Origin of the sequence: Streptomyces sp. NPDC048211 (assembly GCF_043202315.1) — a bacterium.
In the GTDB taxonomy this organism is placed as follows: Bacteria; Actinomycetota; Actinomycetes; order Streptomycetales; family Streptomycetaceae; genus Streptomyces.
In genome coordinates this window covers 54,251-73,771 of the sequence record NZ_JBIDAD010000012.1, presented here as the reverse complement: position 1 = coordinate 73,771, position 19,521 = coordinate 54,251, and the positions used below count along the sequence as shown (strand labels likewise).

At 71.5% G+C, this 19,521-nt stretch carries 15 protein-coding genes; 6 read left to right on the top strand and 9 right to left on the bottom strand.

Features of this window, described 5'->3' with window-relative positions; all coding sequences use genetic code 11:
• Positions 1-22: 22 nt before the first annotated feature.
• Positions 23-901, bottom strand: coding sequence for a helix-turn-helix domain-containing protein (locus ACGFZA_RS33880; RefSeq protein ID WP_385279653.1), 879 nt, complete (start codon positions 899-901; stop codon positions 23-25).
• 221 nt (positions 902-1,122) lie between these two features.
• Here ACGFZA_RS33880 and ACGFZA_RS33875 point away from each other — a divergent pair, with 221 nt between their 5' ends.
• The 3 genes from ACGFZA_RS33875 (at position 1,123) to ACGFZA_RS33865 (ending at position 4,980) form a co-directional block, all read left to right on the top strand.
• Positions 1,123-2,925, top strand: coding sequence for a beta-galactosidase family protein (locus tag ACGFZA_RS33875; protein WP_393684221.1), 1,803 nt, complete (start codon positions 1,123-1,125; stop codon positions 2,923-2,925).
• Positions 2,926-2,989: 64 nt separating this feature from the next.
• Positions 2,990-3,898: a hypothetical protein gene (locus ACGFZA_RS33870; protein ID WP_393684219.1), complete on the top strand. Its 909-nt coding sequence runs from the start codon at positions 2,990-2,992 to the stop codon at positions 3,896-3,898.
• A gap of 53 nt (positions 3,899-3,951) precedes the next feature.
• Complete coding sequence (locus tag ACGFZA_RS33865; RefSeq protein ID WP_393684217.1) at positions 3,952-4,980, top strand: ankyrin repeat domain-containing protein; 1,029 nt, start codon at positions 3,952-3,954, stop codon at positions 4,978-4,980.
• A gap of 112 nt (positions 4,981-5,092) precedes the next feature.
• On the opposite strand, the gene ACGFZA_RS33860 is transcribed toward ACGFZA_RS33865, so the two are convergent.
• The 4 genes from ACGFZA_RS33860 to ACGFZA_RS33845 all read right to left on the bottom strand — a co-directional run bounded on the left by ACGFZA_RS33860 (position 5,093) and on the right by ACGFZA_RS33845 (position 8,755).
• Complete coding sequence (locus ACGFZA_RS33860; RefSeq protein WP_385279642.1) at positions 5,093-6,796, bottom strand: DEAD/DEAH box helicase; 1,704 nt, start codon at positions 6,794-6,796, stop codon at positions 5,093-5,095.
• Between the two features lie 278 nt (positions 6,797-7,074).
• On the bottom strand, positions 7,075-7,278 hold the full coding sequence (locus tag ACGFZA_RS33855; RefSeq protein ID WP_015607926.1) for a cold-shock protein: 204 nt from the start codon (positions 7,276-7,278) through the stop codon (positions 7,075-7,077).
• A 296-nt stretch (positions 7,279-7,574) separates the two neighbouring features.
• Positions 7,575-8,186, bottom strand: coding sequence for a TetR/AcrR family transcriptional regulator (locus tag ACGFZA_RS33850; protein ID WP_385279638.1), 612 nt, complete (start codon positions 8,184-8,186; stop codon positions 7,575-7,577).
• Between the two features lie 62 nt (positions 8,187-8,248).
• A complete protein-coding gene (locus ACGFZA_RS33845) occupies positions 8,249-8,755 on the bottom strand; it encodes a pyridoxamine 5'-phosphate oxidase family protein (protein ID WP_393684213.1) in 507 nt (168 codons plus the stop codon).
• A 176-nt stretch (positions 8,756-8,931) separates the two neighbouring features.
• On the opposite strand from ACGFZA_RS33845, the gene ACGFZA_RS33840 reads away from it, so the two are divergent.
• A complete protein-coding gene (locus ACGFZA_RS33840) occupies positions 8,932-9,219 on the top strand; it encodes a hypothetical protein (protein ID WP_385279632.1) in 288 nt (95 codons plus the stop codon).
• On the opposite strand, the gene ACGFZA_RS33835 is transcribed toward ACGFZA_RS33840, so the two are convergent.
• Positions 9,198-9,782, bottom strand: coding sequence for a HutD family protein (locus ACGFZA_RS33835; protein ID WP_385279629.1), 585 nt, complete (start codon positions 9,780-9,782; stop codon positions 9,198-9,200). The genes ACGFZA_RS33840 and ACGFZA_RS33835 overlap by 22 nt on opposite strands.
• Positions 9,783-10,005: 223 nt before the next feature.
• On the opposite strand from ACGFZA_RS33835, the gene ACGFZA_RS33830 reads away from it, so the two are divergent.
• On the top strand, positions 10,006-10,929 hold the full coding sequence (locus ACGFZA_RS33830; protein WP_393684211.1) for a rhomboid family intramembrane serine protease: 924 nt from the start codon (positions 10,006-10,008) through the stop codon (positions 10,927-10,929).
• Between the two features lie 37 nt (positions 10,930-10,966).
• Entirely contained in the window at positions 10,967-12,202 is a 1,236-nt protein-coding gene (locus ACGFZA_RS33825) for an SLC13 family permease (protein ID WP_393684208.1), read from the top strand.
• 143 nt (positions 12,203-12,345) lie between these two features.
• Here the strand turns inward: ACGFZA_RS33825 and ACGFZA_RS33820 are convergent, their stop codons facing one another.
• The 3 genes from ACGFZA_RS33820 to ACGFZA_RS33810 form a co-directional block, all read right to left on the bottom strand.
• Complete coding sequence (locus ACGFZA_RS33820) at positions 12,346-13,806, bottom strand: glutamate synthase subunit beta (protein ID WP_385279620.1); 1,461 nt, start codon at positions 13,804-13,806, stop codon at positions 12,346-12,348.
• Positions 13,799-18,358 carry a glutamate synthase large subunit gene (gene gltB, locus ACGFZA_RS33815; RefSeq protein ID WP_385279616.1) on the bottom strand — a complete coding sequence of 1,520 codons (4,560 nt, stop codon included), beginning with the start codon at positions 18,356-18,358 and terminating at the stop codon, positions 13,799-13,801. Before gltB ends, ACGFZA_RS33820 begins: the two co-directional genes overlap by 8 nt.
• 416 nt (positions 18,359-18,774) lie before the next feature.
• Positions 18,775-19,509 carry a VIT1/CCC1 transporter family protein gene (locus ACGFZA_RS33810; protein ID WP_385279613.1) on the bottom strand — a complete coding sequence of 245 codons (735 nt, stop codon included), beginning with the start codon at positions 19,507-19,509 and terminating at the stop codon, positions 18,775-18,777.
• Between the last annotated feature and the right edge of the window lie 12 nt (positions 19,510-19,521).

Genomic DNA, 19,521 nt, shown 5'->3' with positions numbered 1-19,521 from the left:
CAGCGAGCTTAGACGGAACGGGCTACGGCGTGATCGTCGGTGGGTGTTCCGGGTCCGGAACCCGGTCGCTCCAGCCACCCGGCACGCTGCGGCCCTGCTGCTCGCGGAAGCGGACCGGGGCCATGCCGACGCGGCGGGCGAACAGGCGGGAGAAGTACGCGGGGTCGTCGTACCCCACGCGCCGGGCGACGGCGGCGACGGGCAGGTCGCCGGTGGCGAGGAGTTCCTTCGCGCGGCCGAGCCGGATGCCGAGGAGATAGTCCTTCGGGCTGCACCCGGCCCCCCGCCGCACCGCCGTCCGCAGTTCGGCGGGTGTCATCCCGTGCCGGGCGGCGTGCTCGGCGACGGAGAGCGGCTGGAAGGCGTCACGGGCCAGGGCCTGGAGCACGGGGTCGCCGTCGGGGCTGACGTCGGCGCGTGCCCGGCGCAGCGCGACGAGGAGTTCGTGGACGGCCGCACCCGTCTCCACCTCCAGCAGGGGATTGCCGCGCCGGGCCGCCCGGACCATCCGTCCGACGGCGGCACGCGGCGCCGCGGTGTCGGCGAGCGGGACGAGGGGGCGGTCCGGTTCGATGTAGCCGAGTTCGGTGTACGTGGTGGTGGCGGGCCCGCTGAAGTCGACGAAGCTCTCGTCCCAGCCGGTGACCGGGTCGGCGCCGTAGTGGTGCGGGGTGCCGGGGGTCAGCCAGATCAGGCTGGGCGCCGTGACGGGGACCCGTCGCCCGTCCGGTCCCGCGAACCATCCGCTGCCCGCGTTGATGACGACGGCCACGTGGTGGTCCAGGGTGCGGGGGCCGACGGTGGGCAGCGTGCCGTGCTGCAGGCCCACCCCCAGGCAGACCAGGCCGAGGCGGTGGTGGAGCGGGCTCGGCGTGAAGAAGCGCATCCAGGTGTGGTACATCCTTCGCTCCTCCGTCCGCGGCCATGTGACGTGCGGTGTTGTGTGCTGCGTCCAATCAGCAGTGATCTTTGTCCATGGACCGGCCGCACGCCAGGGGGTGAGGCTGGGCCGTGACATTCCTCCCGGGTTCGCCCGCTCCGTCACACGTACCGCGTTCCGCTCGTACCGGGCCGCGCAACGCGGCGTTCACGGGACCGCGCGCACAGGAGAGAACGAGCACGATGGCTGACTTCACCGTGGGGGACGACCACTTCCGGCTCGACGGGAAGCCCGTACGGCTGCTGTCGGGGGCCCTGCACTACTTCCGGGTGCACGAGGCGCAGTGGGAGCACCGGCTGTCGATGCTGCGGGCGATGGGCCTGAACTGTGTCGAGACGTATGTGCCGTGGAACCTCCACGAGCCGCGGCCGGGCGAGTTCCGGGACGTCGCGGCGCTCGGCCGTTTCCTGGACGCGGCGCACCGGGCCGGTCTGTGGGCGATCGTGCGCCCGGGGCCGTACATCTGCGCGGAGTGGGAGAACGGCGGGCTGCCGGCGTGGGTGACGGGGCGGTTCGGCCGGCGGGTGCGGACCCGGGACGCGGGCTATCTGGACGCGGTGGAGCGGTGGTTCGCCGAGCTGCTGCCGCAGGTGGCGGAGCGGCAGATCGACCGCGGCGGTCCGGTGATCATGGTGCAGGCGGAGAACGAGTACGGCAGTTACGGCACCGACGCGGTCTACCTGCGCCGGGTCACGGCGCTGCTCGCCGAGTGCGGTGTGAGCGTTCCGCTGTTCACCTCCGACGGGCCGGAGGACCACATGCTCACGGGCGGTTCGGTGCCCGGTCTGCTGGCCACGGCCAACTTCGGTTCGGGGGCGCGCGAGGCGTTCCGGGTGCTGCGCCGTCATCAGAGCGCGGGCCCGTTGATGTGCATGGAGTTCTGGTGCGGATGGTTCGAGCACTGGGGCGCGCCGCCCGTCGTACGGGATCCGGCGCAGGCCGCCGACGCGCTGCGGGAGATCCTGGAGTGCGGGGCGTCGGTGAACATCTACATGGCGCACGGGGGGACGAACTTCGCCGGGTGGGCGGGCGCCAACCGCTCGGGGCCGCTCCAGGACCAGGGCCTGCAGCCGACGGTGACGTCGTACGACTACGACGCGCCGATCGACGAGTACGGCCGGGCCACGGAGAAGTTCCGCCTGTTCCGGGAGCTTCTCGCCCCGTTCGCGGACGGGCCGCTGCCCGCGCTGCCGCCGGAGCCCGCCGGTCTGGCTCCGGCGCGGGCGGAGCTGACCGAGTGGGCGCCCCTGACCGGCGTGATGGAGGCGCTGGGTGACGAGGAGCGGGCCGAGTCCGGTGTGCCGCCCACGTTCGAGGAGCTGGGGGTCGACCGTGGCCTGGTGCGCTACCGGGTCGCGGTCCCGGGTCCGCGCCGGCCGTACACCCTGGGCGTTTCGGGCCTGCGGGACCGGGCGCTGGTCTATGTGGACGGGGTCCGCAGGGGGGTGCTGAGCGAGGGGGACGACCGCCTGGCGGAGCCGGTGGCGGGGCCCGCCGAGGTAGAGCTGTGGGTGGAGTCGCTGGGCCGGGTCAACTACGGGCCGCGCCTGGGCGAACCGAAGGGGATCACCGGGGGTGTGCTGCACGAGCGCCAGTTCCTGCACGGGGTCCGGGCGCGGGCGCTGCGGCTCGACGCGTTCGACGAGCCGGCCGCGGTGGCGGGCGTCCCGTTCGTGCCGGTCGACGGGTCCGGGGGCCCGGGCCTGTACCGGGGCACGTTCGAGGTCGCCGACGCGTCCGGCACCGGGCATGCGGGGCTCGAACTGCCGGGCTGGACGCGTGGGTTCGTCTGGGTGAACGGCTTCTGCCTCGGGCGCTACTGGTCGGCGGGCCCGCAGCGGACGCTGTACGTGCCGGGTCCGGTGCTGCGGGACGGCGTGAACGAGGTGTGGGTGCTGGAGGTGGAGGGCGCGGCGGCGCCGTACGCGGAGCTGGGGCCGGGGTTGCCCGTGCGGGCGGCCGGTCCGGTGGACGCGGAGGCCTGACGGGCCGCGCCCGCCGCGGTCTACAGTGGTGAGGAGCTGAGCGTCGCGAAGTGGGGGTGGGGACGTGCCGGACAGCCCCCGCGGGAGCCCGGTGGTGCACGGTTTCCCGCATCTGGACACCGTGCGCTCGGCGATCACCGCGCTGTACCGCCGCCTGTCGTACGACGGTGTCCACCGCTTCGCCCCGAGCCTCGCCCCCGCGGAGGCGGCGTTCGCCGACGTGGACGACCTGCATCTCGGTGCGCAGCGGGTGGCGCGGGCGATGGTGCGGCATCTGCGGCTGCCGGATGCCCGGATGGTCGTGGCGTTCCGTGCGATGGAGCATGCGGGAAGTGTCGAACTCGCGGCGGGGCCCGAGTACTTCATCGAGCTGAACGACCGCTTCCGTACCCATCGCCGGGACATCGGTGCCGCGTTGTCGCACGAGGTCACGCATGTGCTGCTGCACCGGCTCGGCCTGGAGTTCCCGGGGACGCGCGACAACGAGATCCTCACCGACACGGCCGCGGCCTATCTGGGGGCCGGCTGGCTGCTGCTGGACGCGTTCCGGGAGGACGCCACGTCCAGCCAGAAGCTCGGCTATCTCACTCCGGAGGAGTTCGGGTACGTGCTGGCCAAGCGGGCGCTCGCCTTCGACGAGGATCCCTCGCCGTGGTTCACCAGCCCGCAGGCGTACACCGCGTACACCAGGGGCCGGGCGCAGGCCCTGCGCGAGAGTGCGCAGCCGCCGCTGACGGCGGCGGGCTGGGCGGGCCGGCGCCGGTACGCCAAGGACCGGCGGTACGCCCAGGACCATCCCGGAGCGGTCGCGGTCCCGGGTCGGGAGGTTCCGTACGCCTTCGAGTCCGGCCGGGACGGGCTGCGGGTCGCGTTCCCGTGCCCGACCTGCCATCAGCGCAACAGGGTTCCGGTCCGGGGCCGGGTGCGGGCGCGGTGCGCGCTGTGCCGCACGGTGCTGGACTGCACCACCTGAGGACGGCCGCTACGGGCAAGAGGCCCTGGAGCGCGGCGTATTACAGTCGAAATATGACAGATGATCCGATGGTGGCGGCAGGAGGCGGCCCGAGCCTGATCGATGCGGTGTACGAGGGTGAGAACGCCGTCGTGCGGCTGCTGCGTGCCGGTGTGCCCGCCGAGTCGGTCGACGGGGACGGTGCGAGCGCGCTCTATCTCGCGGCGGTGTCGGACCGGCCGGGGGTGGTGCGGCTGCTCCTCGCGGCGGGCGCCGATCCCGACCGGGCGTGCGGTCCCGAGGCGGGCGACCTGCCGCTGTGCGGGGCGGCGTGCGGCGGCCACACGGAGGTGGTCGAGACGCTGCTGGCGGCCGGGGCGCGGCCCGATCTGCGCGAGCAGTTCGGGTTCACGGCGCTGCGGTGGGCGGTGGGGCTGGGTCACGCACGGACCGCCGAGGTGCTGCTGGCGTACGGCGCCGACGCGTGCCTGCCGGGTCCGGAGGGTGAATCGCCTCTGCTGCTCGCCACCCGCCGGGGCTCTCTGCCGACGGTCCGCGTGCTGCTGCGGCACGGTGCGGGGGCGGTGGAGGGCGCGGTCGAGGAGGCGCTCGGCGAGGCGCGGCGCATGCTGGACACCGACCTGGAGCAGGAGATGCGGGCGGGTCTGCGGGAGTTGTACGGGGACGGGGACGCGTACGAGGTCGTGGTGGGCCGGACCGTCGTCGACGGCGGGGAGACGCTGACCGTCGAGCTGGTCCGCGACGGTTGGCCGTCTGCGGGCCGGGACCAGCAGACGGGGCACGGCGCGATCGCCACGGTGCTGGAGGGCGAGCTGGGCCTGGGTGCGTCCTTCGAGGAGCTGGCGCGGCGGGCTCTGCGGTCCGGTGGCCCGGAGCTGGAGAACTGGCGAACGTCCCTCGACGCGCTGTGCGAGCGCGGCGGGGAGGAGACCCGGCAGGCGGCGGCCGCGTGGTGCGCGGCGGAGGACCCCTCGCGGCGGGCGTTCGGCGCGGAGGTGCTGGCCCGGCTGGGAGCGTCCGTGCCGCCTCGGACGGGGGCGCTGTCCCCGTACCCCCGCTCGCCGGTCGCCGGGGGCGCTTGATTCGTGCCGGGCATGAACAGGCCCGTCCGGTGTTCGGGGACGGAGGCGGCACCCGGGCGTACCCGCTTGCCGCCTCCGTCCCCGAACACCGGACGGGCCGAGAACCGACCTGCTACGCCGCGCGGCGGCCCCGTGCGGGCGCGCCACCGCGGCCGGAACCACCGGAGCGGCCCGCGCCGCCGGAGCGACCGGCACCGCCCGTGGCACCGGAGCGGCCCGTGCCACCGGTTCCGCGCGAGGCGCCGCCGGCACCGGCGCTCCGGGACGCACCGCTCGTACCCTGTGCACCGCTGCCACCGGCCGCACCCGCGCCGCCGGCTCCACCGGAGCCGCCGCGCCGGCCACGGCCGCGGCTGCCCGAGCGGAAGCCGCCCGCGGAGCCGGTACCGGTGCCCGTGCCGCCGCCGGACCGCGTGCGCGGCTTCGGCTGGGTCGGTTGCGGGACCTCGATCACGATGGCGATGCCGGACGGTTCGCGTGCCCCGGTGATCCGGGTGAGCTCCTCGTCGCTGGACTTGATCCGGGTGGTGCGGGGCGCGATGCCGGCGTCCTGCATCAGCCGGGTCATCTCCCGCTTCTCCTCGGGCAGGACCAGCGTGACGACGCTGCCGGACTCCCCGGCGCGGGCCGTGCGTCCGCCGCGGTGGAGGTAGTCCTTGTGGTCGGTGGGCGGGTCCACGTTGACGACCAGGTCGAGGTCGTCGACGTGGATGCCGCGGGCCGCCACGTTCGTCGCGACGAGTGCGGTGACCTCACCGGTCTTGAACTGGTCCAGGGTCCGGTTGCGCTGCGGCTGGGAACGCCCGCCGTGCAGTGCGGCAGCCCGGACACCGCTGGCGAGCAGCCGCTTGGCGAAGCGGTCGGCGGCGCGCTTGGTGTCGACGAACATGATCACCCGGCCGTCGCGGGCGGCGATCTTCGTGGCGACGACCTTCTTGTCGGTCTCGTCGAGCACGTGGAGCACGTGGTGCTCCATGGTGGTGACGGCACCGGCGGACGGGTCGACCGAGTGCACGACGGGGTCGGTCAGGAACATCTTGACCAGCCGGTCGATGTTCTTGTCCAGCGTCGCGGAGAACAGCATCCGCTGTCCGTCGTCCTCGACCTGCTTGAGCAGGGCGACGACCTGCGGCATGAACCCCATGTCGGCCATTTGGTCGGCCTCGTCGAGGACCGTGATCGCGACGTCGTCCAGGCGGCAGTCGCCGCGCTCGATGAGGTCCTTGAGGCGGCCGGGCGTGGCGACGAGCACCTCGGCGCCGCGGCGCAGGGTGCCGGACTGCTTGCTGATCGACATGCCGCCGACGACGGTGGCCATCCGCAGGTTGACGGCGGTGGCGTACGGGGTCAGCGCGTCGGTGACCTGCTGGGCGAGTTCGCGGGTCGGGACGAGGACGAGCGCCAGCGGTGCCTTCGGCTCGGAGCGGCGGCCTGCGGTGCGGGCCAGCAGCGCGAGGCCGAAGGCGAGGGTCTTTCCGGAGCCGGTGCGGCCGCGGCCGAGGATGTCCCGGCCGGCGAGCGAGTTCGGCAGGGTGGCGCCCTGGATCGGGAACGGGTCGGTGACGCCCTGCGCGGCAAGGGTTTTCAGCAGGGCGGCGGGCATGTCCAGCTCGGCGAACGCCTCGACGGCGGGCAGCGCGGGGGTCATGGTTTCGGGCAGGGCGAACTCACCCTGCGGCGGCGTGGCCCTGCGACGGGGTGACGCCTTGCCGGATCCCTTGCCGGAACCCTGTGCGGTTGCCTGTGCCTGGGCCGTGCCACGCCCCCTCGACGGGCGATTGCGGGCGGGACGGTCCTGACGTTCGGAGCGGGTCATACGGAATTGCCCTCCTGGGGATTCCTGGGGAACTACGTGGGACTGCTGGGACATACGGGGACTGGCTGGGGCTGCGGGAGCGTTCCGGGGGCTGCGTGTCCATGCGGACGGACCGCTGGACGCGGCGCGCGGAACTCCCGGGACGCCCGGGGCGCTTCGTTGCACCCTGTGCCGGTCGCCGACGGCGCCCGGTCTGTGCGTTACTTCCCAGGGACAGCACAAGCCGGGACCCGCACCTTCACGGTGCGGGCCCCGGCTGCGAGGTACGCGTCCGGCAATTAGGCCGGGACGATGTTCTCCGCCTGCGGGCCCTTCTGGCCCTGCGTGACGTCGAAGGAGACCTTCTGGCCCTCCTGGAGCTCACGGAAGCCCTGGGTGGCGATGTTGGAGTAGTGGGCGAAGACGTCAGCGCCGCCGCCGTCCTGCTCGATGAAGCCGAAGCCCTTTTCCGAGTTGAACCACTTCACGGTTCCAGTAGCCATGTCATTCTCCTAAAACAGGTGCAGTGCCGGAAATCCGCACTTTACGAATTCCAAGTCGCCGCATTGAGCCCCACCCGGAGAAAGCCGGAAAACATTAAAGCGCCTGAGGAAGCATTCCCGTCAGGCGCACATAAAGTTCATGGGTACCAAAACTGCAACCGGATCACCGTAGCACGATCTGCCGACCAGCGGTGGGACACGCCACGCCGCGGGTCCTCGGATTCCCGTGCGAACCCTTGGGGCGTCCGGCCTGGAGCCGCCTCGAATCCGTTCGAACCCGTTCCCGCGGGCCGGCTTCAGTGACGCAGGGCGATGCCGTCCAGGACCATCGAGAGGTACTGGCGGGCGATCTCCTCCGGGCTGTGCTGTCCGCCCGGCCGGTACCAGGACGCGGCGACCCAGACCGTGTCGCGGACGAACCGGTAGGTGAGGCGGATGTCGAGATCGGCGCGGAAGGTCCGGTCGGCGACACCTCGCTCCAGCGTGCCGAGCCAGGCCTTCTCGAACTTCTCCTGGGACTCGACGAGGTACTGGAACCGCGGCTGGGCTGCCAGGTGCCGGGCCTCCTTCTGGTAGATGGCGACGGCGGCGCGGTGCCGGTCGATCTCACGGAAGGATTCGGTGACGAGTGCCTCGATGGTCTCCCTGGGGCCGAGCCCCGCGGCGAGGACGGCGTCGTACCCCTCCCAGAGCTCGCCCAGGAAGGTGGAGAGGATCTCGTCGAGCATCGATTCCTTGGAATCGAAGTGGTAGTAGAGGCTGCCCGCGAGCATGCCGGCCGCGTCCGCGATCCTGCGGACGGTCGTGGCGTTGTATCCCTGGGCGGCGAACACCTCGGCGGCGGTGGCGAGCAGTTCGCCGCGGCGCTCGGGCGAGGGGGTCACCTGGGGCTTCTTCTTGGTAGGCACCCGCCCATTCTCCGCCCGGGAGGCAGCGCCGAGGACACCGCGTCACCCGCCTCCGGGAGCGGTCAGGGCGCGGTGGCCGCCGAGCCGTCGTCGTTGCCCCTGCGGACGGTGCGCAGCGGGTGGCCGGGGTGCCAGGACTGGATGACCATGGTGTCGCCGCCCTCGATCCCGACGCGTACCACCTCGGCCGGCTCCACCCGGAAGAGGTGGAAGGGTTCCGGGGGCTTCCTCTCGCTGATGAAACGGGCCAGCACCTCGGGGTCGGTCACCTCGACCGCGCGTCCCGAGATCCGTACGTCCCCGTCGGACATCCCGGCGTCGGGGCCCGGATTGGCATGCACCGCGAAGCGGGGGTCGCGACGCAGGTCCAGTGCCTTGCGCGAGTTCGGCATCATGCCGAGGAACGGCTCGCCGTGCCAGAAGTCCACTTCGATACCGGTCACCCGCGGCGAGCCGTCCTTCCGGAGTGTCGCCAGGACGTGGTGTCTGTACAGCTCGAAGCGCTGTCGGACGCTGTCGGCGAAGTCCGGCTCCGCGGACCGGAAGTCCGCCCAGGAACGTGAAGTCATCGCCCCATTGAACACGGAACCCGGTCGTCCTCCGTCCGGACTCTCTGACACCGGACCGCGCGGTCACGGACCGTCCGGACGGATGCCGACCGGGTTCCGGCGTGTTGTGCTGGAAGGGGTAGAGGCCGCCGTCCGGGCGGCGGGGAGGACCGCTCCCGCCTCCGAGGTGAGTTCAGATGGCGATCTTCATGAAGGCGTCGCTGCCGGGTATGACGACGGACCAGTACGAAGCGCTCAACGCGGAACTCCAGGCACTGCCCGGCGACACCTTCGCGGGCTGTCTGTCGCACGTCTGCGTCGCCACCGAATCGGGCATCGAGGTGTACGACCTCTGGGAGTCCGAGGAGGCCATGGACAAGTTCGGCGCCGTGATGATGCCCGTCGCCGAGAAGCAGGGGCTGCCCGCCTCGGGTGAGCGCCCGACGGTCTCGCAGGTGCACCGCTACTGGCTGCCGGGCTCGTAACCCGACAGCGTGACCAGCGCCGCGTATCCCTGCGTCCGCAGCACACAGGACGCCCCGCTCCGCACCAGCACCGCGTCGTAGCGGCCGAGTCCGGTGTCCGTGCCGTCGATGACGGCACCGTCCTCCAGCGCCACGGCCAGCACCGCCCCGCCCTCCGGCGCCATCAGCCGGAGGGTGCCGCGCACCACCGCCGTCTCCGCCCGGACGCGGTCGCGGCGGTGGATCACGTTGAGGTTCACGACGGGGCCGGCCAGCAGCCGGCCGTCCGTCTCCAGGTCGCCCGGGAAGTCGTGCGGCCAGTACGGCTCGTCGACGATGTGGTGCTCGCCGCCCACCATCAGGTCCATCCCGGCGCCCTCCACCACCGTCAGGGTCCGGTCGGCGTCCGGGAACACGGAGAACGGCGCGTCCTCGGCCACGTCCGCCAGGCTGACCCGCCAGTCGAAGGTCTCGTTCGTGGCGCCGGGGGACGCGGCGATCTCACGGGTGACGCCCCGTCCGTTCTTCCACGCCACCGGTGTGCGGCCCGCCGCACGCAGGATCCGGAACGCCTCGGCGGTCATCAGTGGGGCTCCGATCTACGGGAACGAGGAAACCCGAGCCTAAGGGCTGTCGCGTCGTCCCCGGCGGGCGCACGACGCCCGCGCGCTGAGCCACCCGGGATCGCGGTCCGCTCCCGGAGGGCCGCCCCGCAATCCCGGGTGCGGTCCGCTCCCCCGGATTCGCTATCTTGATCGCCGCCGCCCCCACCGGCCTCTTGTCCGAACACAGATGAAGGAGCCGGCCATGGAGGCCGCCGTCACCACGTGCTACCGCCATCCCTCGTACGAGACGTATGTGAGCTGCACGCGCTGCGAGCGCTTCATCTGCCCGGACTGCATGCGCGAGGCGGCCGTCGGCCATCACTGCGTGGAGTGCGTGAAGGAGGGACGGCGTTCGATACGCGCGGCGCGGACGGTGTTCGGCGGTGCGGTGCCCCGCAGCGCGGTGCCGGTCGTCACCTATGTGCTGATGGGCCTCAACATCCTGGCGTACCTGGCCGAACTGGTGCGTCCGGGGATCGTCGACCGGTTCGCGATGACGGGTGCCGGACTGGCCGGCCCGGACGGCGTCCAGTACGTCTACGAGAACGGGGGCGTCCCCGGCTTCGACGTGATCGGCGTGGTGGACGGTGAGTGGTACCGGCTGCTGACCGGGGCGTTCCTGCACCTGCCGCCGGACGGGTCCTCCCTCGGCTCGGTGCCGTTCGGCGTGCTGCACATCGTCTTCAACATGTACGCCCTGTGGAATCTGGGCCGGGTCGTCGAGGAGCAGTTGGGCCGGGTCCGGTATCTCGCGCTGTATCTGCTGTCCGCGCTGGGCGGTTCGGTGCTGGCCTATCTGATCGCGCCGCTCGACTCCGTGGTGGGTGCCTCGGGGGCGGTCTTCGGTCTCGCCGCGTCGTTCTACGTCATCAACCGGCGGCTGGGCCGGGACATGCAGGCGGTGAACCGGTTCATGGCCGGGTTCCTGGTCTGGATGCTGATCTCGGCGGCCTTCGCCTCATGGCAGGCGCATCTGGGCGGGCTGCTGACCGGTGCGGTGGTCACGGTCGTGTACGCGTACGCCCCGGCGCAGCGGCGTGCGCCCGTACAGGCGGCCGGGTGTGTGGTGCTGCTCGCCGTGCTGGTCCTGCTGGTGGTTCTCAAGAGCTCGGCGCTGACGGGCTGAGAGGCCCGTCGGGTGCCCGGTCTGACACGATGCCCGCATGCGGAATGATCACTCCGCGCCGGGAGCCGTGCGCTCCGGTGCGGTCTCCCTGCTGCGGCGGCTGCACCCACTGGACTGGCTGGCGGCCGGGCTGCTCCTCGCCGGGCTGCTCGCCGCGGCGACCGGGCTGCTGCCCGCCGGCCCGGCGGCGGACCAGATGCGGCGCATCGGGCCCCTGCTCGCGTTCCTGGCCACGGTGATCGTGCTGGCGGAACTGGCGGGCCGGGCCCAGGTCTTCGATGTGGTGGCGGCGTGGGTGGCGCGGGCGGGCCGGGGCCGGTACCCGCTGCTCTTCGGGCTGTGCGTGGCCTTCGCCTCGCTGACCACGATCACCCTGAACCTGGACACCACCGCGGTCCTGCTCACCCCGGTGATGCTGGCCCTGGGCACCCGGGTGGGGATCGCGGCCCTGCCCCTGGCGATGACGACGGTGTGGCTGGCCAACACGGCGAGTCTGCTGCTGCCGGTGTCGAACCTGACCAACCTGCTGGCGGCGGACCGGGTGGCGCTGTCACCGGCCGGTCTGGCCGCCGTGATGTGGCTGCCCCAGCTGGCCGCGATCGGGGTGACGGCCGGGTGCCTGTGGGTGTTCTACTGGCGCCGCGGCCGTCGCGGGGCGGACCGCTACACCCCGCCCTCCGTGCCGGTGCCCCGTGATCCGGTGCTGCTGAGGATCTGCGCGGTGGCGTGCGCCGGCTTCCTGCTGGCGATCCTGCTGCTGGACGTGCCGCTGTGGTCCGCCTCGCTGGTCGCGATGGTGGTCGTGGTGGCGGCCTACGCGGTGCGGCGCCGGGAGGAGCTGCGGCTGTCGCTGGTCCCGTGGCGGCTGCTGGTGCTGGTCCCCGGGATGTTCCTGGTCGTGGAGACGGTGAGTGCGCACGGGCTGCACGAGCTGCTGGTGCGGGCGCTCGGCTCGGACGACGGCTTCGTGGGCATGCTGCGGTCGGCGGGGGTGGGCGCGGGGCTGTCCAACGTGCTGAACAACCTGCCGGCGTACGTGGCGGGCGAGGCGGTGATCCCGGCGGACAACCACAACCAGCTGCTGGCCCTGCTGATCGGCGTCAACGCCGGGTCCGTCGTCACGCCGTGGGGTTCGCTGGCGACCCTGTTGTGGTTCGAGAGGTGCCGCTGGCAGGGAACGCGGATCGACGTGCGGCGCTTCCTCCTGACCGGCCTGGTGCTGTCGGTGACGGGGGTGGCCGCCGCCACCTGCGCGCTGGCCCTGGTCGTCTGAGGCGCGGGGCGGGGCGGGGCGGGGCGGGGCGGAGAAAACGTCCCGGGACGCGCCACGGCGCCTGCCGAATCGTCCGGTCGGGGACGGGCAGGCGCCGCGTTCAGTTCCGTACGCCGTTGTACGGGACGTCTGGTGTGCCGTGATCAGACCATCAGGGAACGGTCTGTCGGGCGGATCGGGGCCGGCAGTGCGCTGGCTCCGGTCAGGAAGCGGTCCACGCCGCGTGCCGCGGAGCGGCCCTCGGCGATGGCCCACACGATGAGGGACTGGCCGCGGCCCGCGTCACCGGCGACGAACACTCCGCCGACGTTGGTGGCGTAGTCGTCGTCACGGGCGACGTTGCCCCGCGCGTCGAGCTCCAGACCGAACTGCTGGACCAGGCCGTTGGACTGGTCCGTGCCGGTGAAGCCCATCGCGAGGGTGACCAGCTGTGCGGGGATCTGCCGCTCGGTGCCGGGCTTCTGCTCCAGCTTACCGTCCTTGAACTCCACCTCGACGAGGTGGAGGGCCTGGACGTTGCCGTCCTCGTCGCCCTCGAAGTGGGTGGTGGAGACGGAGTAGACCCGCTCGCCGCCCTCCTCGTGCGCGGAGGTGACCTTGTAGAGCATGGGGAAGGTCGGCCAGGGCTGGTTGGCGTTCCGGTCCTCGCCCGGCTGCGGCATGATCTCCAGCTGCGTGACGGAGAGCGCGCCCTGCCGGTGGGCGGTGCCGACGCAGTCGGCGCCGGTGTCGCCGCCGCCGATGACGACGACGTGCTTGCCCTCGGCGGTGATCGGGGAGACCGTCAGGTCGCCCTCCTGCACCTTGTTGGCGAGCGGCAGGTACTCCATCGCGAAGTGCACGCCGTTCAGCTCACGGCCCGGGACGGGCAGGTCGCGGGAGACGGTGGCGCCGGCGGCGATGACGACGGCGTCGTAGCGGCGCCGCAGCTTCGCGGCGTCCATGTCCTTGCCGATCTCGACCTCGGTGCGGAACTTGGTGCCCTCCGCGCGCATCTGCTCGATGCGGCGGTTGATGTGCGACTTCTCCATCTTGAACTCGGGGATGCCGTACCGGAGGAGTCCCCCGATGCGGTCCGCGCGCTCGTAGACGGCGACGGTGTGGCCGGCCCGGGTCAGCTGCTGGGCCGCGGCGAGTCCGGCCGGGCCGGAGCCGATGACGGCCACGGTCTTGCCGGAGAGGCGCTCGGGCGGCTGCGGGGTGACGTCGCCCCGGTCCCACGCCTGGTCGATGATGGAGACTTCGACGTTCTTGATCGTGACGGCCGGCTGGTTGATGCCGAGCACACACGCCGACTCGCACGGGGCCGGGCAGAGCCGCCCGGTGAACTCCGGGAAGTTGTTCGTGGCGTGCAGGCGCTCGGACGCGGCGGTCCAGTCCTCGCGGTAGGCGTAGTCGTTCCACTCGGGGATGAGGTTTCCGAGCGGACAGCCGTTGTGGCAGAACGGGATGCCGCAGTCCATGCAGCGGCCGGCCTGCTTGCTGATGATCGGGAGCAGCGAGCCCGGAACGTAGACCTCGTTCCAGTCCTTGACGCGCTCGCCGACGGGGCGGGTCTTGGCGACCTCGCGGCCGGTGGTCAGGAAGCCCTTGGGGTCAGCCATTGGTCGCCGCCTCCATCATCTTCTCGGTGGTCTCCTGCTCGGAGAGACCGGCGAGCTCAGCGGCGTCCTTGGCGGCGAGCACTGCCTTGTAGGTGGACGGGATGATCTTGCTGAAGCGGGCCACCGCGGTGTCCCACTCGGCGAGAAGCTTTTCGGCGACCGTGGATCCGGTCTCCTCCTGGTGGCGGCGCACGACGTCGTGCAGCCACTGCTTGTCGGTGTCGGAGAGCTCCTCGACCGCGCCGAGGTTCCCGATGTTGACGTTGTCGCGGTTCAGGTCGATGACGTACGCGACACCGCCCGACATGCCGGCCGCGAAGTTGCGTCCGGTCTCGCCGAGGACGACGGCGTGTCCGCCGGTCATGTACTCGCAGCCGTGGTCGCCCACGCCTTCCGAGACGACCGTGGCGCCGGAGTTGCGGACGCAGAACCGCTCACCGGTGCGGCCGCGCAGGAACAGTTCGCCGCCGGTGGCGCCGTAGGCGATGGTGTTGCCCGCGATGGTGGAGTACTCGGCGAGGTGGTCGGCGCCGCGGTCCGGGCGGACGACGACGCGGCCGCCGGAGAGGCCCTTGCCGACGTAGTCGTTGGCGTCGCCCTCCAGGCGCAGCGTCACACCGCTGGGGAGGAAGGCGCCGAAGGACTGGCCCGCGGAACCGGTGAAGGTGATGTCGATGGTGTCCTCGGGCAGGCCCGCACCGCCGAACTTCTTCGTGACCTCGTGGCCGAGCATGGTGCCGACGGTCCGGTTGATGTTGCGGATCGCGACCTGCGCGCGGACCGGCAGGGCGGACTCGGGGCTGTCGGCGTTCAGGGCGTCGGCGGCGAGCTTGATCAGCTCGTTGTCGAGGGCCTTGGACAGACCGTGGTCCTGCTCGGCGATCTGGTGACGGACGGCGCCGTCGGCCAGCTCGGGGACGTAGAACAGCGGGGCGAGGTCGAGGCCCTGGGCCTTCCAGTGCGTGATCGCACGGTCGGTGTCCAGGAGCTCGGCGTGGCCGACGGCCTCTTCGATCGTACGGAAGCCGAGCTCGGCGAGGATCTCGCGGACTTCCTGGGCGATGAACTCGAAGAAGTTGACGATGTACTCGGCCTTGCCGGAGAAGCGGTCGCGCAGGACCGGGTTCTGGGTGGCGATGCCGACCGGGCAGGTGTCGAGGTGGCAGACGCGCATCATGACGCAGCCGGAGACGACGAGCGGAGCGGTCGCGAAACCGAACTCCTCGGCGCCCAGCAGTGCGGCGATGACGACGTCGCGGCCGGTCTTGAGCTGGCCGTCGGTCTGCACGACGATGCGGTCGCGCAGGCCGTTGAGCAGCAGGGTCTGCTGGGTCTCGGCGAGGCCGAGCTCCCAGGGGCCGCCCGCGTGCTTCAGGGAGGTGAGCGGGGAGGCGCCCGTTCCGCCGTCGTGGCCGGAGATGAGGACGACGTCCGCGTGCGCCTTGGAGACACCGGCGGCGACCGTGCCGACACCGACCTCGGAGACCAGCTTCACGTGGATGCGGGCCGCCGGGTTGGCGTTCTTGAGGTCGTGGATCAGCTGAGCCAGGTCCTCGATGGAGTAGATGTCGTGGTGCGGCGGCGGGGAGATCAGACCGACACCCGGGGTGGAGTGCCGGGTCTTGGCGACCCACGGGTAGACCTTGTGGCCGGGCAGCTGGCCGCCCTCGCCGGGCTTGGCGCCCTGCGCCATCTTGATCTGGATGTCGTCCGCGTTGACGAGGTACTCGCTGGTGACACCGAAGCGGCCGGAGGCGACCTGCTTGATGGAGGAGCGGCGGGCCGGGTCGTAGAGCCGGTCGGCGTCCTCGCCGCCCTCGCCGGTGTTGGACTTGCCGCCCAGCTGGTTCATCGCGATGGCGAGGGTCTCGTGCGCCTCGCGCGAGATCGAGCCGTACGACATGGCGCCGGTGGAGAAGCGCTTGACGATGTCGGAGACGGACTCGACCTCGTCGATGTCGATCGCCTCGCGGTCCGAGGTGAACCCGAACAGGCCGCGGAGCGTCATCAGGCGCTCGGACTGCTCGTTCACCCGGTCCGTGTACTTCTTGAAGATGTCGTACCGGCGGTTGCGGGTGGCGTGCTGGAGGCGGAAGACCGTCTCCGGGTCGAACAGGTGCGGCTCGCCCTCGCGGCGCCACTGGTACTCGCCGCCGATCTCCAGCGCGCGGTGCGAGGCGGAGATGCCGGAGGCGGGGTAGCCCTTGGCGTGCCGGGCGGCGACCTCCTTGGCGACGACGTCGAGTCCGGCGCCGCCGATCTTGGTGGCGGTGCCGTTGAAGTACCGGTCGACGAAGGACTGGTCGAGGCCGACGGCCTCGAAGACCTGGGCGCCGCGGTAGGAGGCGACGGTGGAGATGCCCATCTTGGACATGACCTTCAGGACGCCCTTGCCCAGCGCGTAGATGAGGTTGCGGATGGCCTGTTCGGCCTCGATGCCCTCGATGAACGTGCCGGCCCGGACCAGGTCCTCGACGGACTCCATGGCCAGGTACGGGTTGACCGCGGCGGCGCCGAAGCCGATCAGCAGCGCGACGTGGTGGACCTCGCGGACGTCACCGGCCTCGACCAGCAGGCCCACCTGGGTGCGCTGCTTGGTGCGGATGAGGTGGTGGTGCACGGCCGAGGTGAGCAGCAGCGACGGGATCGGCGCGTGCTCGGCGTCGGAGTGGCGGTCGGACAGGACGATCAGGCGGGCGCCGTCCTCTATGGCGGCGTCGACCTCGGTGCAGATCTCCTCGATCCGCGCGGCCAGTGCCTCGCCGCCGCCGCCGACCCGGTAGAGGCCGGAGAGCGTGGCGGCCTTCATACCCGGCATGTCGCCGTCGGCGTTGATGTGTATGAGCTTGGCCAGCTCGTCGTTGTCGATCACCGGGAAGGGCAGCGTGACGCTGCGACATGCCGCGGCGGTCGGCTCCAGGAGGTTGCCCGCGGGACCCAGCGTGGAGCGCAGCGAGGTGACGAGCTCCTCGCGGATGGCGTCCAGCGGCGGGTTGGTGACCTGGGCGAACAGCTGGGTGAAGTAGTCGAAGAGCAGCCGGGGGCGCGCGGAGAGCGCGGCGATCGGCGAGTCCGTGCCCATGGAGCCGAGCGGTTCGCCGGCGGTGCGGGCCATCGGGGCGAGGAGGACGCGGAGCTCTTCCTCGGTGTAGCCGAAGGTCTGCTGGCGGCGGGTGACCGAGGCGTGGGTGTGGACGATGTGCTCCCGCTCGGGGAGGTCCTCCAGCTCGATCTCGCCGGTCTCCAGCCACTCCTGGTACGGCTTCTCGGCGGCGAGGGACGCCTTGATCTCGTCGTCCTCGATGATGCGGTGCTCGGCGGTGTCGACGAGGAACATCTTGCCGGGCTGCAGGCGGCCCTTGCGGACGACCTTCGCGGGGTCGATGTCCAGGACGCCGACCTCGGAGGAGAGCACGACGAGGCCGTCGTCGGTGACCCAGTAGCGGCCGGGGCGCAGACCGTTGCGGTCGAGGACCGCGCCGACCTGGGTGCCGTCGGTGAAGGTGACGCAGGCCGGGCCGTCCCAGGGCTCCATCATCGTGGAGTGGTACTGGTAGAAGGCGCGCCGGGCCGGGTCCATGGAGTCGTGGTTCTCCCACGCCTCGGGGACCATCATCAGGACCGAGTGCGGCAGCGAACGGCCGCCGAGGTGGAGCAGCTCCAGGACCTCGTCGAAGGAGGCCGAGTCGGAGGCGTCCGGGGTGCAGACGGGGAAGATCCGGTCGAGCTGCGCCTCGCCGAAGAGGCTGGAGGCGAGCTGGGACTCGCGGGCCTTCATCCAGTTGCGGTTGCCCTTGACCGTGTTGATCTCGCCGTTGTGGGCGACGAAGCGGTACGGGTGGGCGAGCGGCCAGCTCGGGAAGGTGTTGGTGGAGAAGCGGGAGTGGACCAGCGCGACCGTGGTGGCGAAGCGGTGGTCGGAGAGGTCCGGGAAGAACGGCTCCAGCTGTCCGGTGGTGAGCATGCCCTTGTAGACGATCGTGCGGGCGGAGAGCGACGGGAAGTAGACCCCGGTCTCACGCTCGGCGCGCTTGCGCAGTACGAAGGCCTTGCGGTCCAGGACGATGCCGGTGCTCTCGCCGTCCGCGACGAAGAGCTGGCGGAACTCGGGCATCGTGGCGCGGGCGCCGTTGCCGAGGATGTCGGGGGTGACCGGGACCTCGCGCCAGCCGAGGACCTTGAGGCCTTCTTCGGCGGCGATCTTCTCGAGGTTGCGGACGGCCTCGGTGGAGTCGTCCGCGGGCAGGAAGGCGATGCCGACGGCGTACGCACCGGCCTCGGGGAGGTCGAAGGGGACCTCTTCGCGGAGGAAGGCGTCCGGGACCTGGAGCAGGATTCCGGCACCGTCACCGGAGTCGGGCTCGGATCCGGTGGCGCCTCGGTGTTCGAGGTTGCGCAGTACGGTCAGCGCCTGCTCGACCAGCTCGTGGCCGGCCACACCAGTCAGAGTGGCTACGAACCCGACACCACAGGCGTCGTGCTCGTTGCGGGGGTCGTACATCCCCTGCTGGGCGGGGCGACCGTCCATGGGCGACCAGGCGTCGGTGCGCATCGGCTCTCCCGTCGTCGTCGTGGCATTTTCAGTGCCGAGGGACGACGTTGGCCCTCTGCGAAATTTCGTGCAGATTACATGATGGGACGCTTCTCAAAAAGCGGATAGCTCGTTCCAACATACGGACACCGTCGTGACGGTGAAGTGGGTCGCAGTCGGAGGATCGGCGCCCGGGGGACCGCAGAGAGCAGGCGTCGTTGCCTGCGGTGTCTACGGCTCATGCCCAGCGGCAAAGGAAACGAAACCGCGGGGTAACGACTACTTATGTGTAGTCCTGCATAGAGTCTCATTTTACGTCGCGTACGGCTGATCCGCCCAGTGGCGATGGTCAGGACGTACGTCACACAGATGGCGCATACGTTACGGCCACGTGCACCGGAGGGTGTACGTGGCCGTGGACGGTACCGGTGCGGGGCTCAGCCTCCGACGGCGACCCCGAACAGGGCGCCCAGACCGTAGGTGATCGCGGCCGCCGCGCCGCCCAGCACCAGCTGGCGCAGCCCGCTGAACCACCAGCTGCGGGCCGTCACCCGGGCGACCACCGCGCCGCAGCCGAAGAGTCCGGCCAGGGCGAGCAGCACGGCGGGCCACATCGCGTCCGCGCCGAGCAGGAACGGCAGTACGGGCAGGAGCGCACCCAGCGCGAAGGCGCCGAACGAGGACACGGCGGCGACGAGGGGCGACGGCAGGTCGCCCGGGTCGATGCCGAGCTCCTCGCGGGCGTGGATCTCCAGGGCCTGCTCGGGGTCGCGCGACAGCTGCCGGGCGACCTCGCGGGCCAGCGCCGGCTCGACGCCGCGGGACTCGTAGAGCTCGGCGAGCTCCCGCTCCTCGTCCTTGGGGTGCTTGCGCAGCTCCCGCCGCTCGACGTCGAGCTCGGCCTCGACGAGCTCGCGCTGGGAGGCGACGGAGGTGTACTCGCCGGCCGCCATCGAGAAGGCGCCCGCGGCCAGACCGGCGAGGCCGGTGATCACGATCGTGCGGTGCGAGACCGCACCGCCCGCGACGCCGGTCATCAGGGCGAGGTTCGAGACGAGCCCGTCCATGGCACCGAACACCGCCGGACGCAGCCAGCCACCGTTCACGTCGCGGTGGGTGTGGTTGTCCCGGTGCGCCTCGTGCAGTACGGCGTCGGTCTCGATGATGGACACAGCTCTCCCCTT